The organism is Streptomyces sp. NPDC048111 (assembly GCF_043202815.1).
In the GTDB taxonomy this organism is placed as follows: Bacteria; Actinomycetota; Actinomycetes; order Streptomycetales; family Streptomycetaceae; genus Streptomyces.
Window position 1 is genome coordinate 67328 of sequence record NZ_JBIDBD010000016.1, and the last position, 14090, is coordinate 81417.

General features: G+C 72.1%; 13 protein-coding genes. 4 read left to right on the forward strand and 9 right to left on the reverse strand.

The features are described from left to right. Positions 1-79 precede the first annotated feature (79 nt). Positions 80-1648 (reverse strand): ABC transporter substrate-binding protein, encoded by a 1569-nt coding sequence (locus ACGF3I_RS23670; protein ID WP_393135096.1) that lies wholly within the window; start codon positions 1646-1648, stop codon positions 80-82. Positions 1649-1780: 132 nt separating this feature from the next. Continuing rightward, on the reverse strand, positions 1781-2053 hold the full coding sequence (locus ACGF3I_RS23675) for an SCO4848 family membrane protein (RefSeq protein ID WP_393135098.1): 273 nt from the start codon (positions 2051-2053) through the stop codon (positions 1781-1783). Between the two features lie 109 nt (positions 2054-2162). On the opposite strand from ACGF3I_RS23675, the gene ACGF3I_RS23680 reads away from it, so the two are divergent. Next, positions 2163-3455, forward strand: a complete 1293-nt coding sequence (locus ACGF3I_RS23680) for a D-alanyl-D-alanine carboxypeptidase family protein (RefSeq protein ID WP_393135100.1) — start codon at positions 2163-2165, stop codon at positions 3453-3455. Here ACGF3I_RS23680 and ACGF3I_RS23685 read toward each other — a convergent pair. Genes ACGF3I_RS23685 through ACGF3I_RS23700 form a run of 4 tightly spaced genes read right to left on the reverse strand, consistent with a single transcriptional unit; the run spans position 3424 to position 6264 of the window. Further along, positions 3424-4323 carry a YihY/virulence factor BrkB family protein gene (locus ACGF3I_RS23685; RefSeq protein WP_393135102.1) on the reverse strand — a complete coding sequence of 300 codons (900 nt, stop codon included), beginning with the start codon at positions 4321-4323 and terminating at the stop codon, positions 3424-3426. The genes ACGF3I_RS23680 and ACGF3I_RS23685 overlap by 32 nt on opposite strands. Continuing rightward, positions 4311-4784, reverse strand: a complete 474-nt coding sequence (locus ACGF3I_RS23690; RefSeq protein ID WP_393135104.1) for a GtrA family protein — start codon at positions 4782-4784, stop codon at positions 4311-4313. Before ACGF3I_RS23690 ends, ACGF3I_RS23685 begins: the two co-directional genes overlap by 13 nt. After that, positions 4781-5728, reverse strand: coding sequence for a decaprenyl-phosphate phosphoribosyltransferase (locus ACGF3I_RS23695; RefSeq protein WP_393135105.1), 948 nt, complete (start codon positions 5726-5728; stop codon positions 4781-4783). Before ACGF3I_RS23695 ends, ACGF3I_RS23690 begins: the two co-directional genes overlap by 4 nt. Further along, a complete protein-coding gene (locus ACGF3I_RS23700; RefSeq protein WP_393135107.1) occupies positions 5725-6264 on the reverse strand; it encodes a phosphatase PAP2 family protein in 540 nt (179 codons plus the stop codon). Before ACGF3I_RS23700 ends, ACGF3I_RS23695 begins: the two co-directional genes overlap by 4 nt. A gap of 198 nt (positions 6265-6462) precedes the next feature. On the opposite strand from ACGF3I_RS23700, the gene ACGF3I_RS23705 reads away from it, so the two are divergent. Together ACGF3I_RS23705 and ACGF3I_RS23710 are read left to right on the forward strand one after the other, a co-directional pair. Then, complete coding sequence (locus tag ACGF3I_RS23705) at positions 6463-7860, forward strand: FAD-binding protein (protein ID WP_393135109.1); 1398 nt, start codon at positions 6463-6465, stop codon at positions 7858-7860. Between the two features lie 156 nt (positions 7861-8016). Next, complete coding sequence (locus ACGF3I_RS23710; protein WP_393135111.1) at positions 8017-8772, forward strand: decaprenylphospho-beta-D-erythro-pentofuranosid-2-ulose 2-reductase; 756 nt, start codon at positions 8017-8019, stop codon at positions 8770-8772. A gap of 12 nt (positions 8773-8784) precedes the next feature. Here ACGF3I_RS23710 and ACGF3I_RS23715 read toward each other — a convergent pair whose 3' ends face one another. The 3 genes from ACGF3I_RS23715 to glyA all read right to left on the reverse strand — a co-directional run bounded on the left by ACGF3I_RS23715 (position 8785) and on the right by glyA (position 12636). Continuing rightward, the gene (locus ACGF3I_RS23715; protein ID WP_393135113.1) at positions 8785-9363 is read right to left on the reverse strand and encodes a 2'-5' RNA ligase family protein; all 579 of its coding nucleotides are present in this window, start codon (positions 9361-9363) and stop codon (positions 8785-8787) included. Positions 9364-9491: 128 nt separating this feature from the next. After that, positions 9492-10505 carry a tryptophan--tRNA ligase gene (gene trpS, locus ACGF3I_RS23720; RefSeq protein WP_393135115.1) on the reverse strand — a complete coding sequence of 338 codons (1014 nt, stop codon included), beginning with the start codon at positions 10503-10505 and terminating at the stop codon, positions 9492-9494. A gap of 859 nt (positions 10506-11364) precedes the next feature. Further along, positions 11365-12636, reverse strand: coding sequence for a serine hydroxymethyltransferase (gene glyA / locus ACGF3I_RS23725; protein ID WP_393135117.1), 1272 nt, complete (start codon positions 12634-12636; stop codon positions 11365-11367). 210 nt (positions 12637-12846) lie between these two features. Here glyA and rocD point away from each other — a divergent pair, with 210 nt between their 5' ends. After that, complete coding sequence (gene rocD, locus ACGF3I_RS23730) at positions 12847-14082, forward strand: ornithine--oxo-acid transaminase (protein WP_393135119.1); 1236 nt, start codon at positions 12847-12849, stop codon at positions 14080-14082. Positions 14083-14090 lie beyond the last annotated feature (8 nt).

Sequence of the window (14090 nt, forward strand, 5' to 3'; positions counted from 1 at the left end):
GAAGCAGCGCACACGGGCGCGGTCAATGGAGCAGAACCGATGACCGGCCGGACAGCAGCCCTTTGGGTCAACGCGGGGCTCAGATCCAGCCGAGTTCCCACAGCCGCCACACGCCCGTGCCGTCCGAGAGGTACTGCGAGCCGCTGACGTCCTTGTTGCCCAGGACGTAGTTCTTGCCCTGCCACAGCGGGATCAGCGGCACGTCCTGCGCGACCTTCTCCTGGAGCGCCTTGAAGTCGTCGGCCGCGCGACCGCGGTCGGTGAACTCCTGGGACTGGCGGATGAGTTCGTCGACGCCCTTGTCGGAGTAGCCGTTGTGGAGGCTGTTGCCGGTGCCGACGAGCGGCTGACCGAAGTTGTCCGGGTCGGGGAAGTCGGCGAGCCAGCCGGCGGTGTACGAGTCGTACTTGCCCTCGGCGTAGTTCTGCTGCATCTTCGGCCAGTCCGGCTCGGCGATGAGCTCGACCTTGAACAGGCCGTCCTTCTCCAGCTGGGCCTTGAGCTGCTCGGCCTCCGCGCCGTTCGCGCCGAGCTTGCGGTACGCCATGTCGAAGTGGACGGGCAGCTTCTCGCCCGCCGACTTCAGCAGGTCCCTGGCCTTCGCCGGATCCGGCTTGGGGTAGGCGTCGAAGAACGCGGTGCTGTGTCCGGTGAAGCCCTGCGGGATCACCGAGTACAGCGGGTCGACGGTGCCGCTGTAGACGGCGGAGGCGAGCGCCGCGCGGTCCACCAGCGCCGCCGCGGCCTCGCGGACCTTGGCCTTGGAGACGGGGCTCGACGACTTCAGGTTGAAGTTGAGCTGACGGGTGTCGTAGCCCGGCGAGGTCGAGATGCGCAGGTCCGGTCCCGGTGACAGCTTGGCGAGCACCTCCGGCGGCATCTCACGGTGGGTCACGTCGACCTGCTTGGCCTGCCAGGCGGCGTTGAGCTGGTCGGCCTCGGCGAAGTAGCGGACCGTGATGGGCAGGCCGTGCTTGGTCACCGCACCCTTGTACGACGGGTTGGGTTCGAGCGTGGCGCTGACCGGCTGCCCGGAGGCGTCCTTCTTGTACTCCTTGAGGACGTACGGGCCCGAGCCGATCACCGAGTCCTCCTTGCGGATCGCGTCGGCCGGGTACTTGCTGCTGTCGACGATCGAGCCCGCGCCGGTGGCGAGCTTGGAGGGGAAGGTGGCGTCCTTGCTCTTCAGGTTGAACGTCACCGTGTCGCCCTGGGCCTGCACCGAGGCGAGCATGGAGAACAGCGGGGCCGGACCCAGCTTGTCGTTGATCTTCATCACGCGGTCGAAGGAGAACTTCACGTCCTCCGACGTCATCTTGCGCCCGCTGGAGAAGGTCACGTCGTCACGCATCACGCACTGGTACGTGGTGAGCTTCTGCCCGACGAAGGTGCAGCTCTTGGCGGCGTCCGGGACCGGGGTCGTGCTGCCCTGCCGGAAGGTGAGCAGCGACTGGTACACATTGTTGTAGATCGCCCAGGAACCGGCGTCGTACGCGCCCGCCGGGTCGAGCGAGGTGATGACGTCGGTGGTGCCGACGGCGATCGGTTCCTCCTTCGCCTGGTCGGACGGCAGCAGCTGCCAGCCCCCCACGCCGGCGACCACCACTGCCGCGCCTATCGCCACCATCCGCATACGGATCGACCGCATTTGCCGTGCTCTCCTCGGAACGCCCCACCCCTGCAGGCACGCGGAGTCAGCACGCCGTGCCTGTGATGACGCTCACCCAATCACACGACCTTCACATTGTGGAAGGGTCAACCTTCTTCTCACAGCCACTCGTTAGCCGAGCGTGACGGAGCGCTCCGTGTTCGCCTGCTCACGCCTCAGGTGGCGCAGCGAACGGAACCCGATGACGCCCACGCCCGTCCCCAGGAGAAACGAGGTGATGGCGAGCAGCAGATGGACCCAGAAGTAGGCGGTCGGGTCCCCGGCGGCGTCGAAGGCGAGCCCGCTGCCGTCCTTCCACAGGTTCTTCACGAAAGTGGTCCAGATGACCCAGCTCCACGCGCCGAAGGCGAGCAGGAACCAGGAGAGAGGGCGACTGAGTTTCATGCGTCCAGTATCGGACGCGGGCCCTCGACAGCTCCGCCCGGGTGGGAGCTCCCGGCGGGTCATCCATACGATGATCGGATCCGTGGCCGCAGCCTGTACGTTCTCGAACGTGTCTGCCCTGAACGTGAAGAAGAGCGGCTCGCGCCCGCGCGCGCCGAAGCCCGCCGGGCTCGCCCTGTCCGTCGCCGTGGCCGCCGCGGCCGTCCTGCCCGCGCTGGCACCGGCCACCGCCGCGGCCGAGCCCCGGGACGGCAAGCCGGCCGCCTCCGCCACGCCCGGCGCGCCGGGCAAGCGCAATGACGCGCCCCCGACGGGCATGTCGAGGATCGGCGGCGACCTGCTCGGCGAGGCCGGTACCCAGGTGCGGCTCGGCGCGGGTGCGCCGGTGCTGCCCAAGGACGTGACCGGACGGTCCTGGATCGTCGCGGACGCCGAGAGCGGCCAGGTGCTCGCCTCGCACAACCCGCACTGGCGGCTGCCCCCGGCCTCCACCCTGAAGATGCTGTTCGCGGACACCGTGCTGCCCGAGTTCCCCAAGGACCAGCAGCACACGGTCACCTCGGCGGACCTCGCCGGGATGGGCCCGGGCAGCAGCCTGGTCGGCGTCAAGGAGAACCTGTCGTACTCGGTGCACGACCTGTGGCTCGGGGTGTTCCTGCGCTCCGGCAACGACGCCGTGCACGTGCTGTCCTCGATGAACGGCGGGGTGGCCAAGACCGTCAAGGACATGCAGCACCGGGCCGACGACCTCCAGGCCCTCGACACCCATGTGATGTCGCCCGACGGCTACGACGCGCCCGGCCAGGTCTCCAGCGCGTACGACCTGACGCTGTTCGCCCGCTCGGGGCTGCAGAACAAGGACTTCCGCGAGTACTGCGCGACGGCGACCGCGAAGTTCCCCGGCGCCGCGGGCAAGGACAACAAGCGCGACGCCTTCCAGATCCAGAACACCAACCGGCTGCTCACCGGCGACCTCGGGCTCGCCCCGTACAAGGGCATCGCGGGCGTCAAGAACGGCAACACCACCAACGCGGGCGCCACCTTCACCGGGGTCGCCGAGCGGGGCGGCAAGGTGCTGCTGGTCACCGTCATGAACCCGGAGTCCACCGAGAGCCAGGCCGTCTACAAGGAGGCGGCCCGGCTGCTCGACTGGGGCTTCGCCGCGGCCGGCAAGGTGACCCCGGTCGGCGAGCTGGTCCCGCCGAAGTCGGCGGCGACCGGCGCCGCGACCGGCCGGGGCAGTGGTCGGAGCGGCGCCAAGGACCGGCCCGGGCAGGCGGCGACGGCCAAGGGCGAGAGCGGCGGCGTGGGCACGGCGCTCGCCATCGCGGGCAGCGCGCTGATCCTGGTCTCGGGCGCGGTGTTCCTGATCAACCGGCGCTGGCCTCTTCGGAAGCGGTGAGCTCGGGGTCGTCCTCCTTGGACGGGGTGGCCGTCCACGCGGCGCAGAACAGGAGCAGCTTCGCGGTGAAGTTGATCCACAGCAGCAGCGCGATGGGCACCCCGAAGGCCCCGTACATGCTCTTGGCGGCGACGCCCTTCATATAGCCGCCGAGCAGCATCTTCAGGAGCTCGAAGCCCACCGCGCCGAGCAGGGCCGCCACCATCAGGCGCCGGCGCGGGGGGCTCACCCCGGGCAGCAGCGTCAGGACGTACAGCAGGAGCAGGAAGTCCGCGAGGACGGCGACGGCGATCGCCGCGACGCGGAGCAGCACCCCGCCCGCGCCGGCCTCGTCGATGCCGAGCCGGTCGGCGGTCCAGCCGACCGCGGTCGAGCCGATGGACGAAGCCGCCCAGGAGGCGAGACCCGCGGCGCCGAGCCCGAGCAGCACGCCGCCGTCCTTGAGCTTGCGCAGGATCGGGTTCTCACCCTCGTCGACCTCCTCCACCTCCCACACCACGCGCAGACAGCCGCGCATCTGGGAGACCCAGCCGATGCCGGTGAACAGCAGCAGGGCGCCCGCGACGACGCCGACCGTGCCGGCGTTGTCGACCAGCGCCTGGAGGTCGAGCTGGTCGGAGATGCCGGGGACCTGTTCGGCGATGGTGTTCTGGAGCTTGTGCACCTGGTCGCCGGAGAGCAGCGCGGCGGCGACCGCGGCGCCGACGGTGAGCAGCGGGAAGAGCGCGAGGAAGCTGATGAAGGTGATGGCCGCGGCGAGCCGGGCCCAGAAGACGCGGTCGAGCCGCTCGTAGGAACGCCAGGCGTGGGTCCGCATGAGCCGGGCGATCCAGGGCCCCACGACAGGGAGTTTCTTCAGCCAGTCCATGACGTACGACTACCCTCTCCAGCTCGGCTGTGTCGTTCCGGAGGCAATCCTTCCGGGCCTCCCGGTTGCGCGCCGAAGACCAGCGTCCGCGTTCCCCAGAACCTGAGGCAGGTGGCGAGCGCCATGCCGAGGACGGCTCCCGAAAGGGTGTCGGCGCGCGGCGAGGTGAACCCGAGGCCGTAGTGCGTCACCGCGATGCACAGCAGCTGGACGAGGGCGCCGGCGACGTTCACGGCGAAGAACACCGCGTACGCGCGCGGGCCCGCCCGCCGGCCGCGATAGGTGCCGAAGGCGTTGCCGAGGTAGGCCACGGTGCAACCGGCCACGAACGAGAGGGACTTGGCGGTCACCGGGTCCCAGCCGAGCCCGGAGCGCAGCCAGACGAAGAGCCCGAGGTCGGCGGCGTACGCGCACACCCCGGCCAGCGCGAACCCGACGACCTCGGAGCGGGTGACGCTCACAGGTCGGTCACCGCGAGCGCGTACATGGCGACCCAGACCAGGCCGATGGCCGCGAGGGCCCGGTCGTGCAGGACCACGTCCTCGGGCGCCCCGGCGTTGCCCCGGTCGGCGAAGACGGCGTAGCGCAGGACGGCCCCGATGAACGGCACCATCGACAACTGCCGCCAGGGCAGCAGCGCCCCGTTGGCCACCCCGCCGGCCTCCAGGGCCCACATGCAGTAGGCGAGCACCGCGACGCCCGCCGCGAGCTGCCACACGAAGCGCAGATAGCCGGTGGTGTACTCGTCCAGGAGCGCGCGGGTGGCGGCTCCGAGGCCCTCCATCTGGACGGCCTCGGAGTAGCGCTTGGCGGAGACCATGAACAGCGCGCCGAATCCGGCGGTGATCAGGAACCAGCGGGACAGCGGGATGCCGAGCGCCACCCCTCCGGTCATGGCCCGCATCAGGAACCCGGTGGTGACCACGACCAGGTCGACCACCAGGACGTGCTTCAGCTTGACGCAGTAGGCGAGTTGCATGAGGACGTACGCGGTGAGCAGGGTGGCCGTCATGGCGTTGCAGGTCAGGGCCGCGGCCAGCGGGGCGAGCACGGCGAGCAGGCCGCCGGCCGCGTAGGCGGCGCCCACCGGCACCCGGCCGGCGGCCACCGGGCGGCGGCACTTGACGGGGTGGGCCCGGTCGGCCTCCGCGTCCCGGGCGTCGTTGATCAGGTAGACCGCCGAGGCCGCCGCCGTGAACAGGCAGAAGACCAGGGCGAGCCGGGCGATGTCGTGCGGGCTCGCGAGGCGGCCGGCGGCGGCGGGCGCGGCCACCACGAGTACGTTCTTGATCCACTGCCGGGGCCGTGCGGTACGCACCAGACCGCCGGGCAGGGCGAGCAGCCGCCGGGCCGAGGGGGCCCCGGCCCCGGTCTCGTCGAGCAGGACCACCGCGCGCTCGGTCATCGCCGCCCCCCTTCGAGCGGCTTGCGCATCCAGGCGGCGCCGGCCCGCGCGGTGGCGCCGCCGAGCAGCGCGCCCGCCGCGATGTCGCTCGGGTAGTGCACCCCGGCGACCATGCGGGACACGCACATCGCGGCGGCCAGCGGGGGCACCAGGTGTGCTCCGGCGGGCCGCAGCGCGCCGAAGGCGACGGCCGCGGCGGCGGCGGAGCTCGCGTGCGAGCTGGGGAAGGAGTGCCGCCCCGCGGTGCGCACCAGTGGTCCGGCCGCTCCCGGCGAAGGGCGCGGTCTGCGCACCACGCGTTTGACTCCCATGCTGGCGAGGTGGGCGGCGGCCACCAGGGCGGTGCCGCGCAGCCAGGCCGCGCGCCGGTCCCGGTCGGCGGCGGCGGCGGTGAGCCCGCCCGCCAGCCAGAGCGCGCCGTGCTCGCCGGCGAACGACAGCGCGCGGGCCGCGGCGGCCACCCGTGGATCGCCCGCGCAGTCGCGCAGCGCGGCCAGGAGCCGCTGGTCGGCTTCCGCGCACGACGGCTTTCGCATCTGTCACCCCTCGTCCGTGACGTCGGGCCACCAACTGGCCGTGGACCACGGGCGACTCTGCTGCGCACGGGCGGCCGCATCCGGAACGAATGGTTCAGACACCCTGATAATCACCCATTTCGGTGAGTGATTTCCTGAAGATTGATCGAGGTGGGTGGCTGAACGAATTGCACCGATTCAGGCGATAACGTCGCATTCATGTCTGTCGACCCGTCATCCGACACCGCACCGGCATCCGTGCCGGCACCCTGTGGCCCCCCGACGTCCGTGAGCGGATGGGGCCGCACCGCGCCCAGCACCGCCCGGCTGCTGCGCCCGCGCAGCTACGAGGAGGCGGCGGCCGCGGTCCGCGCGGGCGGGGCGCGCGGCACCATCGCCCGCGGACTCGGCCGCGCCTACGGGGACGCCGCGCAGAACGCCGGCGGCACGGTCCTCGACATGACCGGCCTCGACCGCATCCGCACCGTGGACGCCGAGAGGGGCGTCGTCGTCTGCGACGCGGGCGTCAGCCTGCACCACCTGATGGAAGTCCTGCTCCCGCTCGGCTGGTTCGTGCCCGTGACGCCCGGCACCCGCTACGTCACGGTCGGCGGCGCGATCGGCGCCGACATCCACGGCAAGAACCACCACGTCTCGGGCTCGTTCAGCCGCCATGTGCACGAACTCGACCTGCTCACCGCCGACGGAACCGTGCACACCGTGGAGGCCGGCACCGACCTGTTCGACGCGACCGCCGGCGGCATGGGACTGACCGGGGTGATCCTGGGGGCCACCGTCCAACTCCTGCCAGTTCGCACCTCGTTGATGTCGGTCGACACCGAACGGGCCGTGGACCTGGACGACTTGATGACCCGGCTCGAAGCGGGCGACCACCGCTACCGGTACTCGGTGGCCTGGATCGACCTCCTCGCGCGGGGCGCCAGGACCGGCCGGTCGGTGCTGACCCGCGGGGAGCACGCGCCGCTCGACATGCTGCCGCCCCGCGCCCGCCGCACCCCGCTCGACTTCCGGCCGCGCCGCCTCCCGGCCGCTCCTTCCTTCCTGCCCGAGGGGCTGCTCGGCCGCACCTCGGTGGCCGCGTTCAACGAGCTCTGGTACCGCAGGGCGCCGCGCCACCGCACCGGCGAACTCCAGCGCATCTCCACCTTCTTCCACCCGCTCGACGGGGTGCCGCACTGGAACCGCGTGTACGGCAGGGGCGGCTTCGTGCAGTACCAGTTCGTCGTCGGGCACGGCCACGAGGACACCCTGCGCACCATCGTGCAGCGCATCTCGCGGCACGGCTGCCCCTCCTTCCTCGCCGTACTCAAGCGCTTCGGCGAGGCCGATCCGGGCTGGCTCTCCTTCCCGCTCCCCGGCTGGACCCTGGCCCTGGACATCCCCGCCAACCTCCCCGGTCTCGGCGCCCTGCTCGACGCGCTCGACGAGCAGGTGGCGGACGCGGGCGGACGCGTCTATCTGGCGAAGGACGCCCGGATGCGGCCGGAACTGGTCGAGCGCATGTATCCGCACCTCCCCCGATTCCGCAGCCTGCGCGCCGAGTTGGACCCCGAGGGCGTCTTCCGCTCCGACATGAGCAGACGCCTCGGCCTGTGAGCAGGGTCCGGCACACGGCCTCAACTCCCCGCCCCCGAGAGGCCTGTTGACCCCCGCCCGCCACTCGACCCACCCACTCACCCACCCACTCACCCACCCACCCACCCACCCACCCATCCCGTCGCAGCCCACAGACCACCCGAAGGAGCTGACCTGATGAAGGACGCGTTCGGAACGCCCCAGTCGCTGCTCGTGCTCGGCGGCACCTCCGAGATCGGCCTGGCCACCGCCCGCCGTCTGGTGGCCCGCCGCACCCGTACGGTGTGGCTGGCGGGCCGCCCCTCCCCCGCCCTGGACGCGGCAGCGGCCGAGCTGCGGGCCCTTGGCCCCGACGTCCACACGGTCGCCTTCGACGCCCTCGACCCGGCCGCGCACGAGGTCGCCCTCGGCAAGGTCTTCGCGGAGGGGGACATCGACATGGTGCTGCTCGCCTTCGGGGTGCTCGGCGACCAGGTGAGCGACGAGGGCGAGCCGCTCGCCGCGGTGCGGGTCGCGCAGACCAACTACACCGGCGCCGTCTCGGCCGGACTGGTCTGCGCCAAGGCGCTCCAGGCCCAGGGCCACGGCTCGCTCGTGGTGCTGTCCTCGGTCGCCGGCGAGCGCGCCCGCCGCGCCAACTTCATCTACGGATCGAGCAAGGCCGGTCTCGACGCGTTCGCCCAGGGCCTCGGGGACGCGCTGCACGGCACCGGGGTGCACGTCATGGTCGTACGCCCCGGATTCGTCCGGACGAAGATGACGGCCGGGCTCGCCGAGGCGCCGCTGGCCACCACGCCCGAGGCGGTCGCGCTGGCGATCGAGGCGGGGCTGCGCAGGCGGGCCGAGCTGGTGTGGGTGCCCGGCGCGCTGCGGGTGGTGATGTCGGCGCTGCGGCACGTGCCGCGCGGCGTCTTCCGGCGGCTCCCGGTGTAGCGGGCCGGGACGCTAGCGCAGCGAGGGGTGGTCGAGCGAGGCGCCCTGGGCGGGGACGCCGAGCGCGCCGATGCCGAAGGGGTAGTCGCGCAGCTTGCGCCACACCCGGTCGGCGCCCTGCTCGTACAGGGCGAAGCCGCCGCAGGTCCAGGTCGCCGAGAACCCGGCGAGCGACTCGTAGGCCCGGTCCATCGCCTCTTCGGAGATGCCGTGCGCGACGGTGACGTGCGGGTGGTACGGGAACTGGAGCTCGCGCACCAGCGGGCCCGCCTCGTCCCGCACCCGCTGCTGGAGCCAGGCGCAGTCGCCCGCACCCTCCACCACGTTCACGAAGACGACCGGGGACAGCGGACGGAAGGTGCCGGTGCCCGCGAGCCGCATCGGGAACGCACGCCCGGCCGCGGCGACGGAGGCGAGGTAGGCCTCGATCTCCGGCAGGCAGTCCGCCTCGACCTCGTGCGGCGGGAGCAGGGTGACGTGCGTGGGGATGCCGTGCGCGGCGGGGTCACCGAAGCCCGCCCGCCGCTCCTGGAGCAGGCTGCCGTAGGGCTCCGGGACCGCGATCGAAACGCCGAGCGTTACGGTCCCCACGTCGTTCTCCTCCGTGCTGTGGTGTTGATGGTGTGCAGTGAGTGTGACGGCCCGGACGGCGGCTGACCAGAGCCCGGGGGCGGGCTCCGGCCACCGCGCCGCGTCCGGCGGTCCGGCCGGCTTGGCGGTCAGTGCTTGGCGGGCAGCAGTCCGACCTTGTCGTACGCGGTGGCCAGCGTCTCGGCGGCGACCGCGCGGGCCTTCTCGGCGCCCTTGGCGAGCAGCGAGTCCAGCGTCTCGGGGTCGTCCAGGTACTGCTGCGTGCGGGTCCTGAACGGGGTGACGAACTCGACCATGACCTCGGCGAGGTCGGTCTTGAGCGCCCCGTACATCTTGCCCTCGTAGTCCGCTTCCAGCTCCGCGACCGTGCGGCCGGTGAGCGTGGAGTAGATGGACAGCAGGTTGGAGACGCCGGGCTTGTTCTCGGTGTCGTACTTGATCACCGTGTCGGTGTCGGTGACCGCGCTCTTGACCTTCTTGGCCGTGGTCTTCGGCTCGTCCAGCAGGTTGATGAGGCCCTTCGGCGTCGACGCCGACTTGCTCATCTTGATCGACGGGTCCTGGAGGTCGTAGATCTTCGCCGTCTCCTTGAGGATGTACGGCTCCGGGACGGTGAACGTCTCGCCGAACCGGCCGTTGAAGCGGTCGGCGAGGTCACGGGTGAGCTCGATGTGCTGGCGCTGGTCCTCGCCGACGGGGACCTGGTTGGCCTGGTACAGGAGGATGTCGGCGACCTGGAGGATCGGGTACGTGAACAGCCCGACGGTCGCGTTGCCCGCGCCCTGCTTGGCCGACTTGTCCTTGAACTGGGTCATTCGGCTGGCCTCGCCGAAACCGGCCAGGCAGTTCATGATCCAGGCGAGCTGGGCGTGCTCGGGGACGTGGCTCTGGACGAACAGCGTGCAGCGCTCGGGGTCGAGACCGGCGGCGAGCAGCTGGGCGGCGGCGAGCCGGGTGTTCGCGCGCAGTTCGGCCGGGTCCTGGGGGACGGTGATCGCGTGGAGGTCCACGACCATGTAGAACGCGTCGTGGGACTCCTGCAGCGCCACCCACTGGCGGACCGCGCCGAGGTAGTTGCCGAGGTGGAACGAGCCTGCGGTGGGCTGGATTCCGGAGAGCACGCGGGGACGAGTCGAGGCCATGCCCACCATTCTCTCAGGTGCCCCACCCCCCCGAGAAACCCCAACCTTGTGACCGGCCCCACACCCCCCGGCCCCGGCCCATCCGCAGCCGCGCCCCAGGCCCGACGGGCGGCGCGCAGTTCCCCGCGCCCCTGGGGGTGCTGGGGGTGCCCGGGGTTCGCGCAGTTCCCCGCGCCCCTTGGCTCCGCGGTCGTGCGCGGACCGCGGTCGCTTCTCGCGCAGTTCCCCGCGCCCCTTGGCGGACCGGTGCCGGCCGGGGTTGCGCCGTTCCCCGCGCCCCTGGCAGGAGCGGACCGGCCCGGGGTTTGCGCCGTTCCTCGCACCCCTGAACCCGCTGTCGGCCTCGCACCGTGCGTGGCTGGTCGCGCAGTTCCCCGCGCCCCTTGGCGGCATGGTGCGGGCCCGCACCGGTCACATCAGCCCGTCCGGCGTTTGAGGACGAGCGCCGTTCAGGCGCGAAGGGGGTGCAGGGGGCGGAGCCCCCGCCGGGGTCCGAGGGGCGGAGCACCTCAGCGGGTCTGGGGCGCAGCCCCAGGGGCCGCACCCTCCAACCCCCCGCACGGGCGGGCGGGCGGGCAAACCCCCCGGGGTCTGGGGCGGAGCCCCAGGGGGCCGGGCCTATCCAGCCCCCCGCACGGGCGGGCGGGTGGGCAAGCTCGGCCGGGGTCTGGGGCGGAGCCCCAGGGGCCGGGCCAATCCAACCCGCTGCACGGGCGGGCGGGTGGGCAAGCGCCCAGGGGTCTGGGGCGGAGCCCCAGGGAGCCGGGCCCCCCAACCCCCCGCACGGGCGGGTGGGTGGGCAAGCCCCCTGGGGGCCGAGCTCCGCAGAGCGAAACCCCAGGGCCCGGGCGCGCCCGGCCTAGGGGCGGGGGAGGCCCGGGGCCGGGTAGGGGGCCAGGAACGTGGAGACCTCGGCGCGGATGCGGGCCAGGGCCGCCTCGTCCCCGCAGCCCGAAGCGGCAACCCCCCGATCGATCCACTCCGCCACCACCCCCATCTGCTCAACCCCCAACCCCCGGGACGTCAGAGCCGGCGTACCGATCCGGATCCCGGACGGGTCGAACGGCTTGCGCGGGTCGTACGGCACGGTGTTGTAGTTGACGACGATCCCCGCCCGGTCGAGCCCCTTCGCCGCCACCTTCCCCGGCACCCCCCGACCGGTCAGGTCGATCAGGATCAGGTGGTTGTCGGTCCCGCCGGACACCAGGTCGAAGCCCCGGGCGAGCAGCGCGTCCGCGAGCGCCCGGGCGTTGGCCACCACCTGGTGCGCGTACGCGCAGAACGACGGCTGGGCCGCCTCGTGCAGCGCGACCGCGATCGCCGCCGTGGTCTGGTTGTGCGGCCCGCCCTGGAGCCCGGGGAAGACCGCCTTGTCCAGGGCCTTCGCGTGCTCCTCGCGGGACATGAGCATCGCCCCCCGGGGCCCGCGCAGCGTCTTGTGCGTGGTGGTGGAGATGACGTCCGCGTACGGCGCCGGGGACGGGTGGGCGCCGCCCGCGATGAGCCCCGCGATGTGCGCGACGTCCGCGACGAGCACCGCGCCCGCCTCCTTCGCGATCTCCGCGAACGCGGCGAAGTCGATGGTGCGCGGCAGCGCCGTACCGCCGCAGAAGATCAGCTTCGGGCGTTCCTTGAGGGCGAGTTCGCGCACCTCGTCGAGGTCGAGGCGCCCGGTGTCGGCCCGCACCCCGTACTGCACCCCGCGGAACCACCGGCCCGTCGCCGAGACGCCCCAGCCGTGCGTGAGGTGGCCGCCCATCGGCAGGGCCATGCCCATCACGGTGTCGCCGGGCTCGGCGAAGGCGAGGTAGACCGCGAGGTTGGCGGGCGAGCCCGAGTACGGCTGGACGTTGGCGTGCTCGACGCCGAACAGGGCCTTGGCCCGCTCGACGGCCAGCTTCTCGACCTTGTCGATGTTCTGCTGGCCCTCGTAGTAGCGCCGGCCCGCGTACCCCTCGCTGTACTTGTTCTGCAGCACCGTCCCGGAGGCCTCCAGCACGGCCGTCGAGACGTAGTTCTCGCTGGGGATCAGGCGCAGGGTGTCCGACTGGAGCCGCTCCTCCGCGGCGACCAGACCCGCGAGCTCCGGGTCGGTGGCGAGCAGGGCGGGGTGTTCGAGGGGAAGGGGCATGGCGTCCTCCGGGTCCGTTGTCAGGTTCCCGGGGTGCCCAGGCGGGCGGCACCTCGTGCGGCAGGCCGCGCACGGCTCCCCCGGGGTCGCTTCCCCGCTCGCCAGTCGCCGCGCGTACCGAACACCCTACCGGCCGCCTCCGACGGCAAGGTTTCCCCGTCCGGTATCCGAGCGACGATAGAAAAGGGCACCATCGACGCCCCATGCCGCATGACGATCGGAGAACCCGTGTCGACCCACGCAGCGACCGAAGACGCCATCCGTTCCGCCGAGGCACACAGTGCGCACAACTACCATCCCCTGCCCGTCGTCGTCGCCACCGCCGAGGGCGCGTGGATGACCGACGTCGAGGGCCGGCGCTATCTCGACATGCTGGCCGGATACTCGGCGCTCAACTTCGGCCACGGCAACCGCCGTCTGATCGACGCCGCCAAGGCCCAGCTGGAGCGGGTGACCCTGACGTCGAGGGCGTTCCACCACGACCGCTTCGCCGAATTCTGTACGCGGCTGGCCGAGTTGTGCGGCACGGACATGGTCCTGCCCATGAACACGGGCGCGGAGGCGGTGGAGACCGCCGTGAAGACCGCCCGCAAGTGGGGCTACCGGGTCAAGGGCGTGCCCGACGGAACCGCGAAGATCGTGGTGGCCCGGGACAACTTCCACGGCCGTACGACCACGATCGTCAGCTTCTCCACCGACCCCGAGGCCCGCGCCGACTACGGCCCCTACACCCCGGGCTTCGAGATCGTCCCGTACGGCGACCTCGACGCGATGCGCGCCGCGGTCACCGAGAACACGGTGGCGGTGCTGCTCGAACCCATTCAGGGCGAGGCCGGTGTGCTCGTCCCGCCGCCCGGATACCTCGCGGGCGTACGGGAGTTGACGCGCGAGCGGAACGTGCTGTTCATGGCGGACGAGATCCAGTCGGGTCTCGGCCGCACCGGCCGGACCTTCGCGTGCGAGCACGAGGACGTGGTGCCGGACGTGTACATCCTGGGCAAGGCGCTGGGCGGCGGCGTGGTCCCGGTCTCGGCAGTGGCCGCCTCCGCGGAGGTGCTCGGGGTGTTCCGGCCGGGCGAGCACGGCTCGACGTTCGGTGGGAACCCGCTGGCCTGCGCGGTCGCCCTCGAAGTGATCGCGATGCTGCGCACCGGCGAGTACCAGCAGCGCGCCACCGAGCTCGGCGACCATCTGCACCACGAGCTGAACCTGCTGGCGGGCACGGGCGCGGTCGAGGCGGTGCGCGGGCGCGGGCTGTGGGCGGGTGTGGACATCAACCCGTCCTACGGCACCGGCCGGCGGATCTCCGAGAAGCTGATGGACCGCGGGGTCCTGGTCAAGGACACCCACGGCTCCACGATCCGCATCGCGCCGCCCCTGGTGATCAGCAAGGAGGATCTGGACTGGGGCCTCGACCAGCTGCGCGCGGTCCTCGCCGAGAAGTAGCCCCGCGC

Bases quoted from the DNA above. Each gene is read 5' to 3' on its own strand.
- ACGF3I_RS23670 (WP_393135096.1), bottom strand. From the start codon at position 1,648: ATGCGGTCGATCCGTATGCGGATGGTGGCGATAGGCGCGGCAGTGGTG.
- ACGF3I_RS23675 (WP_393135098.1), bottom strand. From the start codon at position 2,053: ATGAAACTCAGTCGCCCTCTCTCCTGGTTCCTGCTCGCCTTCGGCGCG.
- ACGF3I_RS23685 (WP_393135102.1), bottom strand. From the start codon at position 4,323: ATGGACTGGCTGAAGAAACTCCCTGTCGTGGGGCCCTGGATCGCCCGG.
- ACGF3I_RS23695 (WP_393135105.1), bottom strand. From the start codon at position 5,728: ATGACCGAGCGCGCGGTGGTCCTGCTCGACGAGACCGGGGCCGGGGCC.
- ACGF3I_RS23700 (WP_393135107.1), bottom strand. From the start codon at position 6,264: ATGCGAAAGCCGTCGTGCGCGGAAGCCGACCAGCGGCTCCTGGCCGCG.
- ACGF3I_RS23705 (WP_393135109.1), top strand. From the start codon at position 6,463: ATGTCTGTCGACCCGTCATCCGACACCGCACCGGCATCCGTGCCGGCA.
- ACGF3I_RS23710 (WP_393135111.1), top strand. From the start codon at position 8,017: ATGAAGGACGCGTTCGGAACGCCCCAGTCGCTGCTCGTGCTCGGCGGC.
- trpS (WP_393135115.1), bottom strand. From the start codon at position 10,505: ATGGCCTCGACTCGTCCCCGCGTGCTCTCCGGAATCCAGCCCACCGCA.
- glyA (WP_393135117.1), bottom strand. From the start codon at position 12,636: ATGCCCCTTCCCCTCGAACACCCCGCCCTGCTCGCCACCGACCCGGAG.
- rocD (WP_393135119.1), top strand. From the start codon at position 12,847: ATGACGATCGGAGAACCCGTGTCGACCCACGCAGCGACCGAAGACGCC.